Source organism: Exiguobacterium sp. s6 (assembly GCF_018618155.1).
Lineage (GTDB): Bacteria > Bacillota > Bacilli > Exiguobacteriales > Exiguobacteriaceae > Exiguobacterium > Exiguobacterium mexicanum_A.
Genome location: NZ_JACSLN010000001.1, coordinates 1 through 16017 on the forward strand (window position 1 = coordinate 1; position 16017 = coordinate 16017).

At 52.4% G+C, this 16017-nt stretch carries 17 protein-coding genes, 8 tRNA genes and 1 rRNA gene; all 26 read left to right on the forward strand.

Going from position 1 to position 16017, the window contains the following annotated elements; all coding sequences use genetic code 11:
- A 5S ribosomal RNA gene (rrf, locus tag KNP75_RS00005) occupies positions 1–89 on the forward strand; the annotation flags it as partial.
- 8 nt (positions 90–97) lie between these two features.
- Positions 98–172 (forward strand) — tRNA-Asn (locus KNP75_RS00010).
- A 6-nt stretch (positions 173–178) separates the two neighbouring features.
- Positions 179–253, forward strand: a tRNA-Glu gene (locus KNP75_RS00015).
- 3 nt (positions 254–256) lie between these two features.
- Positions 257–332, forward strand: a tRNA-Val gene (locus KNP75_RS00020).
- A 28-nt stretch (positions 333–360) separates the two neighbouring features.
- Positions 361–433 (forward strand) — tRNA-Thr (locus KNP75_RS00025).
- Between the two features lie 6 nt (positions 434–439).
- A tRNA-Tyr gene (locus tag KNP75_RS00030) sits at positions 440–523 on the forward strand.
- A gap of 5 nt (positions 524–528) precedes the next feature.
- Positions 529–601, forward strand: a tRNA-Lys gene (locus KNP75_RS00035).
- Positions 602–609: 8 nt separating this feature from the next.
- Positions 610–684 (forward strand) — tRNA-Gly (locus KNP75_RS00040).
- A gap of 15 nt (positions 685–699) precedes the next feature.
- Positions 700–775 (forward strand) — tRNA-Ala (locus tag KNP75_RS00045).
- Between the two features lie 201 nt (positions 776–976).
- Positions 977–1879, forward strand: coding sequence for an arginase (gene rocF, locus KNP75_RS00050; protein ID WP_215189192.1), 903 nt, complete (start codon positions 977–979; stop codon positions 1877–1879).
- A gap of 139 nt (positions 1880–2018) precedes the next feature.
- A complete protein-coding gene (sigW, locus tag KNP75_RS00055) occupies positions 2019–2594 on the forward strand; it encodes an RNA polymerase sigma factor SigW (RefSeq protein ID WP_034779769.1) in 576 nt (191 codons plus the stop codon).
- Complete coding sequence (locus KNP75_RS00060; RefSeq protein WP_034779766.1) at positions 2591–3226, forward strand: bactofilin family protein; 636 nt, start codon at positions 2591–2593, stop codon at positions 3224–3226. The genes sigW and KNP75_RS00060 overlap by 4 nt, the downstream gene beginning before the upstream one ends.
- A gap of 135 nt (positions 3227–3361) precedes the next feature.
- Positions 3362–4222 carry a diadenylate cyclase CdaA gene (gene cdaA, locus KNP75_RS00065; protein ID WP_215189194.1) on the forward strand — a complete coding sequence of 287 codons (861 nt, stop codon included), beginning with the start codon at positions 3362–3364 and terminating at the stop codon, positions 4220–4222.
- Positions 4223–5503, forward strand: a complete 1281-nt coding sequence (locus KNP75_RS00070) for a CdaR family protein (protein ID WP_215189195.1) — start codon at positions 4223–4225, stop codon at positions 5501–5503.
- Between the two features lie 35 nt (positions 5504–5538).
- On the forward strand, positions 5539–6897 hold the full coding sequence (gene glmM, locus KNP75_RS00075) for a phosphoglucosamine mutase (RefSeq protein WP_034779759.1): 1359 nt from the start codon (positions 5539–5541) through the stop codon (positions 6895–6897).
- A 358-nt stretch (positions 6898–7255) separates the two neighbouring features.
- Positions 7256–9052 (forward strand): glutamine--fructose-6-phosphate transaminase (isomerizing), encoded by a 1797-nt coding sequence (gene glmS, locus KNP75_RS00080; protein WP_215189197.1) that lies wholly within the window; start codon positions 7256–7258, stop codon positions 9050–9052.
- A gap of 217 nt (positions 9053–9269) precedes the next feature.
- Complete coding sequence (locus KNP75_RS00085; RefSeq protein WP_215189199.1) at positions 9270–10451, forward strand: MFS transporter; 1182 nt, start codon at positions 9270–9272, stop codon at positions 10449–10451.
- 152 nt (positions 10452–10603) lie between these two features.
- Positions 10604–11164: a hypothetical protein gene (locus KNP75_RS00090; RefSeq protein WP_215189200.1), complete on the forward strand. Its 561-nt coding sequence runs from the start codon at positions 10604–10606 to the stop codon at positions 11162–11164.
- Positions 11165–11295: 131 nt separating this feature from the next.
- Positions 11296–11856 (forward strand): YdhK family protein, encoded by a 561-nt coding sequence (locus KNP75_RS00095; RefSeq protein WP_215189201.1) that lies wholly within the window; start codon positions 11296–11298, stop codon positions 11854–11856.
- 113 nt (positions 11857–11969) lie between these two features.
- Complete coding sequence (locus KNP75_RS00100) at positions 11970–12449, forward strand: DUF2975 domain-containing protein (protein WP_215189202.1); 480 nt, start codon at positions 11970–11972, stop codon at positions 12447–12449.
- Between the two features lie 10 nt (positions 12450–12459).
- Positions 12460–12666, forward strand: coding sequence for a helix-turn-helix domain-containing protein (locus KNP75_RS00105; RefSeq protein WP_021065857.1), 207 nt, complete (start codon positions 12460–12462; stop codon positions 12664–12666).
- Positions 12667–12762: 96 nt separating this feature from the next.
- Complete coding sequence (locus KNP75_RS00110) at positions 12763–13449, forward strand: DUF975 family protein (protein ID WP_215189203.1); 687 nt, start codon at positions 12763–12765, stop codon at positions 13447–13449.
- Positions 13450–13517: 68 nt separating this feature from the next.
- A complete protein-coding gene (locus tag KNP75_RS00115; RefSeq protein ID WP_251128163.1) occupies positions 13518–14450 on the forward strand; it encodes an NAD(P)/FAD-dependent oxidoreductase in 933 nt (310 codons plus the stop codon).
- Positions 14451–14522: 72 nt separating this feature from the next.
- Positions 14523–14996, forward strand: a complete 474-nt coding sequence (locus KNP75_RS00120; RefSeq protein WP_215189206.1) for a YfbM family protein — start codon at positions 14523–14525, stop codon at positions 14994–14996.
- Entirely contained in the window at positions 14984–15487 is a 504-nt protein-coding gene (locus KNP75_RS00125) for a GNAT family N-acetyltransferase (RefSeq protein WP_214709100.1), read from the forward strand. The genes KNP75_RS00120 and KNP75_RS00125 overlap by 13 nt, the downstream gene beginning before the upstream one ends.
- An 85-nt stretch (positions 15488–15572) precedes the next feature.
- Entirely contained in the window at positions 15573–16016 is a 444-nt protein-coding gene (locus KNP75_RS00130) for a MarR family winged helix-turn-helix transcriptional regulator (RefSeq protein ID WP_021065862.1), read from the forward strand.
- The last annotated feature ends 1 nt before the right edge of the window (position 16017 follow it).

A 16017-nucleotide genomic window follows, 5' to 3' on the forward strand; every position in this document is an offset into this window, starting at 1 on the left:
CCCGTTCCCATGCCGAACACGGAAGTTAAGCGCTTCAGCGCCGAAAGTAGTTGGGGGTCTCCCCCTGTGAGGATAGGACGCTGCCAGGCAAAATCGTTCCGCAATAGCTCAGTGGTAGAGCAACCGGCTGTTAACCGGTAGGTCGTAGGTTCAAATCCTACTTGCGGAGCCATATTAAGGCCCGTTGGTCAAGCGGTTAAGACACCGCCCTTTCACGGCGGTAACACGGGTTCGAATCCCGTACGGGTCACCATTTGGAGGATTAGCTCAGCTGGGAGAGCACCTGCCTTACAAGCAGGGGGTCGGCGGTTCGATCCCGTCATCCTCCACCATTTAATTTTAACCAATCAAACCATATATGCCGGTGTAGCTCAGTTGGTAGAGCATCTGACTTGTAATCAGAGGGTCGAGGGTTCGAATCCTTTCGCCGGCACTCCTTGGGGGGGTAGCGAAGTGGCTAAACGCGGCGGACTGTAAATCCGCTCCCTCGGGTTCGGCGGTTCGAATCCGCCCCCCCCCACCAGGTTTGAGCCATTAGCTCAGTTGGTAGAGCATCTGACTTTTAATCAGAGGGTCGCAGGTTCGAGCCCTGCATGGCTCATTTTTTATGCGGAAGTAGTTCAGTGGTAGAATACGACCTTGCCAAGGTCGGGGTCGCGGGTTCGAATCCCGTCTTCCGCTCCATATTATTCCCTTTAAGGGGCCTTAGCTCAGCTGGGAGAGCGCCTGCCTTGCACGCAGGAGGTCAGCGGTTCGATCCCGCTAGGCTCCACCATTTGTTTTTTTCTTAAGTTACTTATGACTTAAGTTTTTTTTTGCCTAAATCCATGAACCATTCACTTGAGAGTACAGAGAAAGGCAGCCTGCCACCATTCAGGCTGCCTTTTTGTATGTTTATTCATCATGGTGTGAAGTTGAACCACGACTTTGGTAGCGTTTACAATGAAGGTATTAAACGTTCAAGGGGGAAATGGGGATGAATTGGTCATATATTGAAGTACCGCTTCGCTATGGACAGGGGAAACATGGCGTAGAGCAAGGTCCATCAAAGTTACGCACACTTGGATTGGAGACATTATTACCGGCCTCAACGAAGCAACAGACGATTCGAGTGTTACCTGAATCTGAAATGATCAACAGTGAAGAGCATTTGAAACGCATAGACGGGGTGTTATACACGGTCCAAGAACTGGCAGAAGTCGTCGATATCGAGATACAGGCGAAACGATTCCCATTGATCGTTGGGGGCGATCACAGCATGGCAATCGGGACGCTGGCAGGTCTTGCCAAAACAGGACCGTACGGCGTCATCTGGGTCGACGCACATGCTGATTTAAATACGGGAGAAACGTCTCCATCGGGCAATATTCATGGCATGCCGCTTGCTGCGGCGATGGGAATGGGAGATATTCGCTTGACTGAAGTCGGCGGACGTGAACCCAAACTCGCGCCTGAGCACTTGGTCTATATGGCGCTTCGAGACATCGATGAAGGTGAGATTCGAGAAATCAATCGTCTTGGCATTAAAGTCATCACGGTCGAAGAAATTCGGACGCGGGGCGTCGACGTCATGATGGAAGAAGCACTCGCTTATTTGCGCGCACGTGTCGATCGCTTCTATCTCAGTTTCGACATGGACAGCTTGGACGCGAAACTTGTGCCAGGTACCGGGACGCCGGTCGATCAAGGTCTGACGGCCGCGGAAGGAAAAGCGATCTTGGCCGAAGCGATGAAGGCAGACGATCTGATTGCGATTGAGTTGGTTGAATTGAATCCGGCGCTTGACCATGAGGATACGACGGCCCAGTTGGCGTTTGAGTTGTGCGAGACGATTTTGAAATCCAAAGAAAACCTGTTATTGGAAGGTGAAACTGTCTGATGACCTTACAGTTTCCAAGTCTCTTTGCTACAATGGACTTGGAAACTTTTTTTGTTGTTACGATTTTTTTGAAACCTACATAGAAAACGATTCGTATAGAAAGATGACCGCATAGGTTGCGGAGAGGGGAAGTGGATTGATGGAACGGCTGACCACCCGTTTAGTAGACGAATTGAGGTCGGGGAATCATGATTCGTTTGCTGAGCTGGTAGAACTGTACAAGGATGGTGTCTTTGCTGTCGCTTATAAGATATTATATGATCGTGGCGAAGCGGAAGACGCAGCCCAGGAGACGTTCATTCGGGCATATACCCGGATTGATACGTACGATCCTCAGTACAAGTTCAAGACGTGGCTCTATCGCATTGCGACGAATGTCGCAATCGATCGTCTCAGAAAACGAAAGCCGGAGTATTCGATGGATGCCGAGATTGCTGGCACCGACGGCTTGACCTATCAGGACCATTTGGCTGATGAAGCACCCCAACCCGATGCCCAAGTCGTTCATCGCGAAATTCGAGGCGAGATGCATGAAGCGATCAAGCAGTTGCCCGATAAGTATCGGATCCCGCTCCTGCTGAAGTACGTGGATGATTTATCGCTCAAAGAAATCAGCGTCATGATCGATATGCCGGTCGCTACGGTTAAAACAAGGATCTTCCGGGGAAGAGAAATGTTAAAGACAATCTTTCAAAACAGGGAGGGGTTCAATTGACTCCTGAAGAAAAAGTACAACAATATTTGGAAGATGGCATCCTGCCCGAAGAATCTGACGAACTACGTCACTTGTTGGAGGACGACGACTTATATGAAGCGTACCTTCAATACGAACGAATAGATGCCGAACTGAAGGCCTTACCACGGCCGAAACTATCCGATGATTTTACAGCCCGTGTGATGGCATCTCTACCGGACGCGAAAGCACGGGTCGAGGTCACACCGGTGACTCGATTTGAAGAAAAAGTCCAGACGAAACGCAAACCACCATCCAAATGGATGACGTGGTTCCGTAAGCATCCAGGACTGATGGCAGCCGCCTTATTCTTCAGTTTGATGTCGAGCGCGACACTCGGCCTATGGAACGAATCGACAGAGACGATGACGTACACGAAAGTGCCGGGCATCGTTGTCACGTCAAACGAGGTCGTTATCCCGGAAGGCGTTACCGTCGAGCGGGATATCACGGTCCAAGGCGGGGACCTTCGAATTGAAGGGACCGTCAATGGGAACGCGACGGCTGTAAATGGTCGGGCTTATCTGGCTAGCGCTGGAGAAGTCACGGGAGAACTTGAGCAGATCGATCGGATGTTTGAGTGGATGTGGTATTCGTTCAAACAAATCTTCTAACGGAGACGCCGGAGACGGCGTCTTTTTGTGTTCGTTTCAATCTGGTTTCGTTTTATTGTCTAGCGATGCGCGGTTTCGGAAATGTGATATAATGTAATTTGCACGAATTGGCTAGGTAGTTGAGGAGGGGAGCATTTGCCGCTACTTGAACAGGTATCATTCTTATCATTTTTTAGTCTTTCAGAGAACGTACATTGGTACGATTATTTGAATGACGTTTTAGATATTGTCGTCGTCACGTATGTCATCTATAAATTGATGATGATTGTACGTGGGACAAAAGCGGTCCAATTGATTAAAGGGATTTCCATCATCCTTGTCGGCTGGTTCCTCAGTGGGTTCTTTGGGTTGAAGACGTTACAGTTCTTATTGAATCAAATCATCACATATGGACTACTTGGGATCATTATCATCTTCCAACCAGAACTCCGAAGAGGACTCGAGCATTTAGGACGAACAAGTAATTTGTTCGGCCGAACGAGCACGAGCGATGAGGATAAGCAACGTCAAATGATCGAAGCGATCGTCAGTTCGGCGCAATACATGTCAAAACGTCGCATCGGCGCATTGATTGCGATTGAACGCGATACGGGCTTGAATGAGTACGTCGAGACCGGGATTCGCATGGATTCGCACATCACATCACAACTGATTATCAACCTGTTCATTCCGAACACCCCGCTGCATGACGGGGCGATGATTATCCAGGACGGGAAAATTGCGGCCGCGGCTTGTTATTTGCCGTTGTCCGAGAGCCCGCACATCGATAAAGCGTTAGGGACACGACACCGGGCCGCCATCGGGGTCAGTGAAGTGACTGATAGCGTGACCCTCACCGTCTCTGAAGAAACAGGCGCCGTGTCACTCGCGATTGCCGGTCGTCTGTATCGAGAGTTGGATGAGGAGGCACTTCGCAGTAAGTTGATCCAAGAACTCGTTATTGAAGAAAAAGAGACGACGCTCTCGTTCTTTAATAAAAAAGGGGGGGACAAGTAAGTGATTGATCAGTGGTTACAACATAAATGGTTTCTCCGCATCATCGCACTTGCTTTAGCCATCCTGCTTTATTTCATGGTCGCCGAAACGAGTTCGTCGACCAACTCCACGAATGCCCTCCCGATCGTCGGACAAAGTTCGATGACACTCGACGTTCCCGTCGAAGTGTTCTTCGATGAGGTGCAGTACGTGGCATATAACGTCCCAGAAGAAATGAGCGTCGAATTGCAAGGTCCGTCCAGCAGTTTAACGATGACGAAATTGGTGAAAGATTATCAAGTCTTCGTCGATTTAACGAATCTCGGGACCGGCTTCCACCGTGTTCCGGTTGAGGCACGCGGCTTTGGCGGAGACGTCAACGTCAAGCTCGAACGGGATACAGTAGAAATTTACATCGACCGTAAACAGACAATTGAAGTTCCCGTATCGGTCAACCTTTTGAACAAAGAGCAGTTGCCAGAAGGGAAAGTGGTCGGTGACGCCGATATTGAACCGGCAACGGTGAAAGTCTCGGGCGGTGCCAGTCGGATTCAAAACGTCAAAGAGATCACGTTGAACGTCGATGTCGCCAACCAAAGTCAAACGTTCACGCGAGAATTGACGCCGACGATTTTAGATGCGAACGGCAATCCGCTCAACGTGACTGTTGAACCGAACATCATCAGTGTGTCGGTCCCGGTCTACGAACAAAGTGCCGTCTTCCCGATCGAAGCAGTCACGACTGGTGAAGTGGCCGACGATTACAGTCTTGTCGATACGTTGCTTGAAGAGACGGAAGTCCGTGTCTTTGCGCCACAAGACGTGCTCGATGCAATCGACACCGTGGAGACGGAGCCCATTGATTTAGACGGCATCGACAAGACCGGGAAAGTGACCGCCAATCTCGCTTTGCCAGAAGGCGCTTCATCGCTTGCGACAAAGCAAGTGGAAGTCCAATTGCTCGTCCGGGCTGCAGATGAGACGCGAGACGACACAGGCGAATTGACGGAACGGGTTCGCTTGACGGTCCCTGTGACCGTGCGGGGGTATGACCGGACCAACTTTACGCTCCAAGCTCCTGAAGTGATTGGAGTAACGTTGTCCGGGAAGCGATCCCTGTTGGAAAACATCACGTCGAACAGTGTGAGTGTGACCTTGGATTTGACAGGTCTCCCGAGCGGACTGCATGGGGTCGACGTCGATTATGAAGTACCAAAAGGTGTGACCGTCGTCTCACCGAAAACGATCGACATTGAGTTGACGAGTGTCGATGAACAAACCGAAACGTCCTCGATTCAATGAGGCGTTCAATCATACAAAAGTGAGGAATTGAATTCATGGGTAAATATTTTGGAACTGATGGAGTCCGCGGTGTCGCGAACTCAGAATTGACAGCAGAATTAGCATATCGTTTAGGGCGTGCGGGCGGCTACGTGTTATCGAAACACTTGCCAGCCGGCGAACAGCCAAAAGTTTTGATTGGCCGTGACACACGCATTTCAGGCCACATGCTTGAAGGTGCACTCATCGCGGGTCTCCTATCAATCGGAGCCGAAGTGATGCGTCTCGGCGTCATCTCGACGCCAGGTGTCGCTTATTTGACGAAGTCGCTTGATGCAACAGCCGGTGTCATGATCTCGGCGTCGCACAACCCGGTCGCGGATAACGGCATCAAGTTCTTTGGTAGCGACGGCTTTAAGCTCGATGACGCGACAGAAGCGGAAATCGAAGCGATTTTAGATGCGGCGGAAGACACGTTGCCACGCCCGGTCGGGAAAGACCTCGGCTTTGTCTCGGATTACTATGAAGGTGCACAGAAGTACCTTCAAATGTTGAAACAGACGGTCGACGAAGATTTCGACGGTCTCCATATCGCCCTCGACTGCGCCCATGGTGCAACGAGCGGATTGGCAGCTCGGTTATTTGCTGACCTCGAAGCGAACGTCTCGACGATCGGGAACTCGCCGAACGGCTTGAACATCAACGAAGGTGTGGGTTCGACTCACCCAGAGCACTTGGCGCAATTCGTTCGTGATAAAGGAGCGGACATGGGTCTCGCTTTTGATGGCGATGGTGACCGCTTGATTGCGATTGATGAGAACGGCGATATCGTCGACGGCGATAAAATCATGTACATTTGCGGGAAGTACTTGAGCGAGAAAGGTCGTCTCAAAGACAACACGATCGTTGCGACGGTCATGAGTAACCTCGGATTCCATAAAGCTGTTGAAGATGCTGGTATGACGGCGCTTCAGACGGCAGTCGGTGACCGTTACGTCGTCGAAGAGATGAAAAAACACAACTACACACTCGGTGGCGAGCAGTCGGGTCACCTCATCTTCCTCGACCACTCGACGACAGGAGACGGTATGCTCTCTGGCGTTCAACTCGCCCAAATCGTGAAGACGACAGGCCGCAAGCTGTCAGAACTCGCGGCTGAGATGCCGGTCTATCCACAAAAACTCGTCAACATCCGTGTCACGGATAAGAATGAAGCGATGAACGGCGACCGTGTGCTCGCGACGATTCAAGAAGCGGAAGCAGAAATGAACGGCAACGGCCGTATCCTCGTCCGCGCCTCTGGTACGGAGCCGCTCGTACGCGTCATGGCGGAAGCACCAACTTCGGAAGAATGTGACCGTTATGTCGAACGAATCGCACAAGTTGTCCGCGAAGATTACGGCTTAGAAGGATAATTCTGTCGAAATAGGGAATAAAACAAGGGAATCCGTCCTCGGGTTCCCTTTTTGTTTCCGTTTTGTCACTGTGAAATTATGTGATTTTCTTGACGAATGGAGGTGTGATTTGTACTATTAAGAGCGTGACCTTAGAAACGGAAGGACACCCAGTACGAAACAAGCGCCAGAACTCTTCGGAGTTGACGAGGTTGGAGGTTATCGAGTTTTCGGCGGATGCCTCCTAGTCGCCTGTCACGACTACAAGCAAACCCTCAAAACGCCCGGGCGACCGGACGGCCAAAGGGGAGCGCGTTGACAGCTCTTAGAAAAAGCCCGTTTCCTTTTTCGAGAAATCGAATATAGAGGAGATTTTTGTATGTGTGGAATTGTAGGAATGATTGGGAATACCGGAGCGAAGGAGATCCTTCTCAAAGGTCTTGAAAAACTCGAGTACCGCGGTTACGACTCGGCAGGTCTTGCTTTGATGCATGATAACGTGAACGTGCATAAAGAAGTCGGCCGGATTGCTGCGCTACGCGAAGTCGTCCCAGCAGAAGTAGATGGCACGATTGGAATCGGCCACACACGATGGGCAACACACGGGGTGCCGAGCGTGCCGAACGCCCACCCGCACCAGAGCACGACGGGCCGCTTCACGCTCGTCCACAACGGTGTCATCGAGAACGACGAACAGATCAAGGCGACACTCGACGTGCCGTTCCTCTCGGAGACGGACACGGAAGTCATCGTCCAGTTGATGGAGAAGAACTTCGTCGAACTCGGCGACGTCGAGGCAGCGTTCCGCAAGACGTTGGCTGAGCTCCACGGCTCGTACGCGATCGCGATGATCGACTCAGAGGACAAAGAACGCCTCTATATCGGCAAGAACAAGTCACCACTCCTCGTCGGACTCGGCGACGGCACGTTCAACGTCGTGGCGTCTGATGCGATGGCGATGCTCCAAGTGACGGACCAGTACCTCGAGCTCCACGACGGCGAGATCGTCATCTTGACGCGCGAATCGGCGACGATCAAGACACTCGACGGCGACGTCCTCGAACGTGCCCCGTACACGGCCGAGATCGATGCGTCAGACATCGAGAAAGGCACGTACGCGCACTACATGTTGAAGGAGATGGACGAGCAGCCGGCCGTCATCCGCAACATCATCCAGCACTACCAGAACGACGCCGGTGACATCGAGCTCACGGAAGGCGTGCGCTCGCTCGTCTCAGAAGCGGACCGCATCTATATCGTCGCTTGCGGTACGAGCTACCACGCTGGTCTCGTCGGCAAGCAATTGATCGAGCGCGTCGCAGGTGTGCCGACAGAAGTGCACGTCGCTTCAGAATTCGGTTACAACATGCCGCTCCTCACGGAGAAGCCGTTGTTCCTCTTCATCTCACAATCAGGTGAGACAGCGGACAGCCGGGCCGTCCTCGTCGAAGTGAAGAAGCGCGGCTACAAGGCGCTCACACTCACGAACGTTGCCGGTTCGACGCTCTCACGTGAAGCGAACGAGACGATGCTCCTCCACGCCGGCCCGGAGATCGCGGTCGCATCGACGAAAGCATACACGGCCCAAATCGCCGTGCTCGCCATCCTCGCCTACGACATCGCTCGTGCGAACGGCAAGAAGCTTCCGTTTGACCTCATGACAGAGCTCGCGCGTGTCGCGACGATCATGGACTCGGTCATGGCTCAAAAAGAAATCTTTGAGCAATTGGCAGACAATTTCTTGAAAGAGTCACGCAACGCGTTCTTCCTCGGTCGCGGCATGGACTCATACGTCGGTCTCGAAGGTGCCCTCAAGCTCAAAGAGATCTCGTATATCCAAGCAGAAGGCTACCCAGGTGGTGAGCTCAAGCACGGACCGATCGCCTTGATCGAAGACGGCACACCGGTCATCACGCTCGTCTCGCAACCGAACACGCACCTCAACATCCGTGGAAACATCAAGGAAGTTGTCGCCCGTGGCGCCGTTGCTTGCACGATCTCGATGGAAGGCATGGAACACGAGAGTGATTCATTCGTCTTGCCGCGTGTCGAGCCACTGCTCACGCCGCTCGTGACGGTATTACCGCTTCAACTCATCTCGTATTACGCGGCTCTTGCGCGTGATTGCGATGTCGACAAGCCACGTAACTTGGCGAAATCAGTCACAGTCGAATAAACGGTAGGCCAAGATCTTTCGGGATCTTGGCTTTTTTTGTTGTGATTTACGTCATGCGAACCGGCTTGTATACTGAAGGTATAACGACTAAGGAGAGAACGCCATGCGAATCCAACTAGTTAACACATTCATCCTGCCGGAGGACGTGCGTTCATAAGTTGGCCACCTCCTCCGATGATTCACTGTATTGGAACAAACTATCGGAGGAACCATACAATTGAAGATTCAACAGCTTTACTATGCGGTCACGAGTTCGCGCTCGCTCATCATACAGATGGTGTTCACGTTGAACGCCATCTATTATGTGACGACCGCCGAGTTGAATGCGTTACAACTCGTCTTGATTGGAACGATTTTAGAAGTATCAATTTTACTATTCGAGCTGCCCACCGGTCTCGTCGCCGATTTATATGGACGGAAGCGGTCGATGGTCATCGGCATCGGTTTGATTGGACTGGCCCATTTGCTAGAAGGGGGCATCCCTGAATTTTGGGCCATCGCGGTCGCGTCAGCGCTATGGGGTATCGGCTGGACGTTCATCAGCGGGGCCGAACAGGCATGGATTGCCGATGAGATGGGGAATGACGGGTTAGAACAAGTGTTTTTGCGAGGCGCTCAATATAGTTCGCTCGGCCGCTTCGTCGGAATTGGGCTTGCCGTGCTCCTCGCCGAAGTCACGTCCGTCCAAACGACAATCGTGCTCGCCGGTGGGATGTTGGTCATGCTCGCGATCATCGCATGGCGCGTCTTGCCAGAGACGCGGTTCGAACCGATCACGCGGGCCGATACCTCGAACCTCGTGCAAGCAAAACGGACGGTTCGGGACGGATACACCCATATCCGTGGCAATTCGATTCTCGTCGGCTTGGCTGCCATCACGTTCGTCTGGGGTCTCGCTAGTGAAGGATTCGACCGGTTATGGGGCGCGCATTTGATTGAGACGTTCCAGTTGTCGGAACAGGCGGCCGTGTATTGGTTCGGCTTGTTCTATGCCGTCGCGTTTCTATTCAACATGCTGGTGTTGAAAGGTGTCGAGCTATACGTCAAAGGACGCTATGCGACGACCTTGTTTTGGTTCAACGTGTTGCTCATCGTTGCGATGCTTGCTTTCGCTTGGGTCGGACAGTTTTGGGTGGCCGTGTTGCTGTATTGGACGATTGCGGCACTGCGCAACGTGCACTACCCGCTTATGAGCGTCATGACGAACGAGCGGCTCCCGTCGAAAGGCCGGGCGACGATTTTGTCGATGTTCGGTCAGGTCGACGCGTTCGGTCAAGTCGCCGGGGGACCGTTGATTGGACTGCTCGCCCTGTACACGTCGATTCAAGGAGGGCTCGGGGCAGCGGCGCTCTTGCTCCTCCCGATGTTGGTTTTCTTGAGAAAAATCAAGCACCATTGAGGCAAAGACCGTCCCGTGATTCGTTCGGGGGCGGTCTTTGTGTGACGATGTGATGAATTCTACAGTCAAGCGCCATATTAAATGATAGAACTCGTTTGATTATTAGAAAAGTGGTCAATAGGATAGTAGAGCATATAAAGGGGATGAACATCATGAATATTGTTCATGGAGGTCACCGGACGCATTGGGCAATCGGGTTGTTGATCGGTTTAGGGTCGTTCCTGCTCAGCAGTTTCCTCTTCAGTCTCTTTATTGAAACCGGTGTGCTCGTCACGTTCCTCACCGGTGTCGTCGGCAGCGTCCTGTTGTTCTTATTGCTCGGTCACCGTGAACACTTGATTCGAAATGTCGGATTGAGCACGATTGGCATGGTCGCCGCCATCTTGCTCGGGTTTGCGGTCGGCGAAACGTTCACGGCCATCTTCCCATCACTCGGTGACACGTACGGAAACACGGCATTCCTGATTATGGTGACGACGGCCTTCGGTACGATGCTCGGTGTCATCGTGTACGGGAAGAAAGCACTTAGCTTCTTCCTATTGGCCAGCTTCGTCACGGCACTCGTGTTGACCGTTTTGATTGAAGTCACGAACGTGATGCAAGGCCAATTTTGGCAAGGGGTCGATTTGAATTACGTGCTCATCGTGACGACAATCGGAGCGGTGGCCGGTTTCGCGCTCGGACTATTCGAGGATGTGAAGCATGCGCATTAATTAGAAGATCGCCGCGAGGCGGTCTTTTAATGTGTCAAAGCGATAACAAATCATCGCATCGGTCTCAAAAACGTCTCATCACCTCGATAGCAGGGTAACGTATACACATAAAGACGTAAGGGAGAGATTCGATGAGACAGAAAAAATGGATGACGGGTTTGAGCGCGATGTTGCTGGCGACGACTTTGGCAGCTTGTGGGGATGCCGAGGAAGAACAGACGAGCGATTCGACAGAAGAACATTCGGACCATTCGATGATGGACCATTCGGGATCAGGGGAGGTGCCGAGCGGGTTAAGTGAAGCGACAGATCCGACGTTCCCGGTCGGGTCGACCGCGATGATGACGGCCGACCACATGCCGGGCATGGATGGCACCGAGGCGACAATCGTCGGTGCTTATGACACGACCGTCTATTCGGTTTCTTATATCCCGACGGATGGAGGTGACCCGGTCGAAGATCACAAGTGGGTCATCCATGAAGAACTCGACAATCCAGGTGAGGCACCGTTAGAAGAAGGGACCGAAGCCACTCTGGCCACGGACCACATGGACGGGATGGACGGCGCCGAGGCGACGATTGATTCGGCCGAACAGACGACGGTGTATATGGTCGACTTCACCACAAACGACGGGGAAGACGTCACGAACCATAAATGGGTCACAGAAGATGAACTCGAAGCCATGAACTAAGGACGAACCTCAGAGTAATCTGAGGTTTTTATTTATTTACGATGATTATTTATTGATAAACGATAAAAGTGAGGTTATGATGAAGCTATCAAACGAGGTGAGGTGGCTTCATCATGAAACGAGAGACGGTTTTTTTACGGCTGGCCGTATTCGTTCTGGCTGTCCCGATTGTGGCGGCCTGCTTGTTTTTGCTTCCGTACATTTGGCGCGAGGCGGTCGAGAGCGGGAGTTGGATTGAGGACTCGATTCGCCCGATTGTGATTGGCATGTACGTATCGGCCATCCCGTTCTTCCTTGCGCTGTTCCAAGCGTTCATGTTGCTACGGTTGATTGACCGCGACGAAGGGTTCTCGTATCGGGCTGTCCAATCACTCCGCATGATCAAGTATTGTGCGTTGACGATCACGGCCGTTTATGTCGGGACGCTCCCGTTCTTCTACTGGTTCGCCGAACGAGATGATGCGCCTGGGTTCCTTCTCATCGGGCTTGTCTTTGTGTTTGCCGCGTTCGTCGTCGCCGTATTCGCGGAACTGTTACAGAAACTATTGAAGCGTGCCATCGACATGAAGCAAGAAAATGATTTGACGGTCTGAGGTGAGATAGATGGCGATTATCGTAAATCTTGACGTAATGTTGGCGAAACGAAAGATGAGTGTGACCGAGTTGTCTGAAAAAGTGGGCATCACGATGGCAAACTTGTCGATTTTAAAGACCGGCAAAGCGAAAGCGATTCGTTTCTCGACGCTCGAAGCAATCTGTCAGGCGCTCGACTGTCAGCCGGGCGACATTTTAGAATATCGGGAAGAGTGATGGACAGGGCGAGCGCCCTGTTTTTTTGTGGAGTTTGAAACATTTTCCATCACGTTGCGTATAAGACAGGAAAGACGAACGAAAAGGGGAAACAAGATGATTCAGACATGGAATGAACGGGCGCACAAAGCGTTAAAAGGAAAGGCAGGGCTATTACTCATCTGGTCGTTCGCCTGCTCTGTGATGTTAGAATTGGGGTTGATGGCAGACCCGACTTATTACGGTTTGACGGTGGAGTCACTGCCGCTGACCGTGCTCAGTTTAGGTGGCATCTTAGTTTATATCGCCCTTTATCCGGTTAACGTCGGATACAACTGGCTCATCTTAAAGACGGTACGAGATCAGCCGATTCGCTGGAGTGATGTGTTCGACCCGTTTCGTCACCGCTATGGAAAACATTTGCTCGCAACAATTCTCGTCATATTGTTCCAAGTACTATGGACATTGTTGCTAGTCGTACCAGGAATCATAAAGTATTTCTCGTATGCGTTCACATACTTCATCTTACGCGACGAACCAGAACTGTCTGCTACAGAGGCAATCACAAAATCGAGAACGATGATGCGCGGACGAAAGTGGGATGCGTTCAAACTCATTTTGCCATTCGTTCCGATGTATCTTATCGGTTTGATTTTTTATATGCAACTTGATTTAGTCATCCTCGGGTCATGGATTTTCCTTGTCGCACTAGCACTCATCCGCCCGTTCATCGTCAGCCGTTTCGCCGTCATGTATGAAGACGCGCGTATCGAGTATGACGAGCAGTGGAATCGCTCGGCGTGAAGCGCATCGGTTCCGGCGTATGAGTCCTCGGCCATGATACAATCTTCCTGACAGAAGGGGGAATGGACATGAACATCGGTATTATTGGTGCCGGACTGAGCGGGATTGTCGCAGCACGCGACCTCGCCCGTCACGGCCATACAGTTGAATTGATTGAGAAGAGTCGGAGCGTCGGGGGACGCTTGGCGACGAGGCGGATCGGAGACGGCAAAGCCGATCACGGAGCTGTCTATTTCACCGTACGAGGGGAAGAACTCAAACAAGATGTCGCCGACTGGCAGACGAGAGGGTGGGTGAACGTCTGGTACGCTGACCCGTATCCGCGCTACGTCGCCGTCGATGGGATGAACGCCTTGGCCAAACGGTTGGCCGACGGGTTGACCGTCCATTTGAACGAGCGGGTCGAGACGGTCACGACCCGAGATGGTCAGGTCAGTGTCAAGACGGATGTGACGACGCGACAGTATGACCGTCTCCTCATCACGTCGCCGCTCCCGCAGACGCTCGACTTGCTCGCAGATTTTCCGGTCGATGCGGCGTTACGTGAATTGACGTACGCCCCGACGTTTGTCGGTTTGTTCGAATTGGCAAGCGATACTCCCATCGGTCCGGACGGGATTCTCGATACAGACTTGGCGCCGGGTATCTTGAAAGTCATCAACAACCGCCAAAAAGGCATCTCGGCGACCGAACTCGTCAGCGTCTATATGGACGAGTCGTGGAGCGAGGAGTGGTATGAACGAGCGGACGAAGACACGCTTCGTGAGGTTGAGCGCCTGTTGCAAACGGTGACAGGGTCGGCGGTGATTCAATCGAGGCAGTTGAAACGGTGGCGCTATGCGCAGGCGACCGACGTCTGGAACGAGCCTTACCATCGATTGCGGGACGAGCCGATTTTCTTGGCCGGTGACGTCTTCCTCGAGCCGGATGACGCCTCGGGACGGACGCGCTTCGAGAGCGCGTACGTCTCAGGGCTCCGTGTTGCGGAAGCGATGCGCTAAACCTTCTTCGGAAGGTTTTTTTCATGGCCGTGCCGAATAGTCAGACATACGAGTTGGAGAGGGGAATCAGACATGGGGATGGTTGGCGCATACATGCGGGTATCGAGCGAAGAGTTGACCGAACTGCTTCAAGAACCGGACCGTTTTGAAGAATTGTTGGAAGATGAGGAGCGGCAGACCGATATCGATAAGGCGTGGCACGGCCTGTACTTTTTATTGACCGGGGCGACCGATTTGGACGAGATTGATCGCCATTCACTCGGGAAGGCAGTATTTGGTGGCGATGTGATCGACGACGAGACGGGCATCGCCTATTTGATGCCGGGAGAAGTCGAGGACTTGTCGACCCGACTTCAATACATCGAGCTGGAGGCGCTAGAAGCGCGCTACGACGTCGCGACGATGAACGAGCAGGAACTGTACCCATTTGAACGGGAGTGGGGACTCGAGGAAAAACAGTACTTATTGGACCAGTTCGATGAGTTGAAACGTGTCTTCGCCCAGGCGTCGAGACAGCGGGAGGCGCTCGTCACATGGATCGGGTAAGCGTAAAGGCGTTACGTCTTCAAGATGAGGCGTTGCTGTATGTGTTCGAGTGCGAGAATCGCACGTATTTCGAGCGTTCCATTCCGAGCCGAGGCGATACCTACTATGAGCCGGAATCATTCCATCAGGCGTTGCAGCAACTATTGAGCGAGCAGACGAACGGGGACGGGTACTATTACTTGATTTGGCGCGACGACACAATCGTCGGGCGTCTGAACGTTCATCATACCGATGCCGACACTGGCGAGGTCGGTTACCGGGTCGGAGCGGAGCATGGGGGACGCGGATATGCCACGACGGCCCTGCGACAATTGTTGACGTTCGAGTTGCCTGGATTCAATCGATTGAGAGCTGAGACGACAAGCGACAATGTGGCGTCCCAGCACGTATTAAGGGGTGCCGGTTTTATCCGTGACGGCGAGGTACGACAGATGGAATGGGGAGGACAAACGCTGACGTTTTATACGTATGTATATCCACTCGACCGATGAAGGAGCGGCTTCATCGGTCATTTTAGTTGACCGCTCTTAGTTTAGGGCATAAACTATCTTTATCTAGTTTAGGGGGTAAACCAAAATGAAAGAATTGATGCGGGAGGCCGTCCAGTTGTTCGAAGAGGTCATGTTCCAAGGTGCGGAGCATGTCATCGAGGCGATGGACGGTGACGTCTGGCATGACTATTCGCGGGAACAACTGCAGCTGCTCAAGCTGCTCGAACAGTTCGGTCCGATTCAAGCCGGCCAGTTGGCCCAAAAACAAGGAGTTCATAAGAGCGCCGTCTCCAACCGGTTAAAAAAGCTCGTCGACAAAGAGCTCGTCGTCAGTCGACGCGGGCATGACCAGCGCGAGCGGTTGATCGAGTTGACGGAAGCCGGACATCGCATCGTCGAAGAAGCGGATGCGGCCGTCTACCGTTACGTCGAATCGTTGCTCGACGGAAACATCGAAGAGACAGAAATCGAACAGTTCGTCCGGACGTTCCGGAAAATTAAACAGCTGCTTCGAATTGGGGAGGAATAAC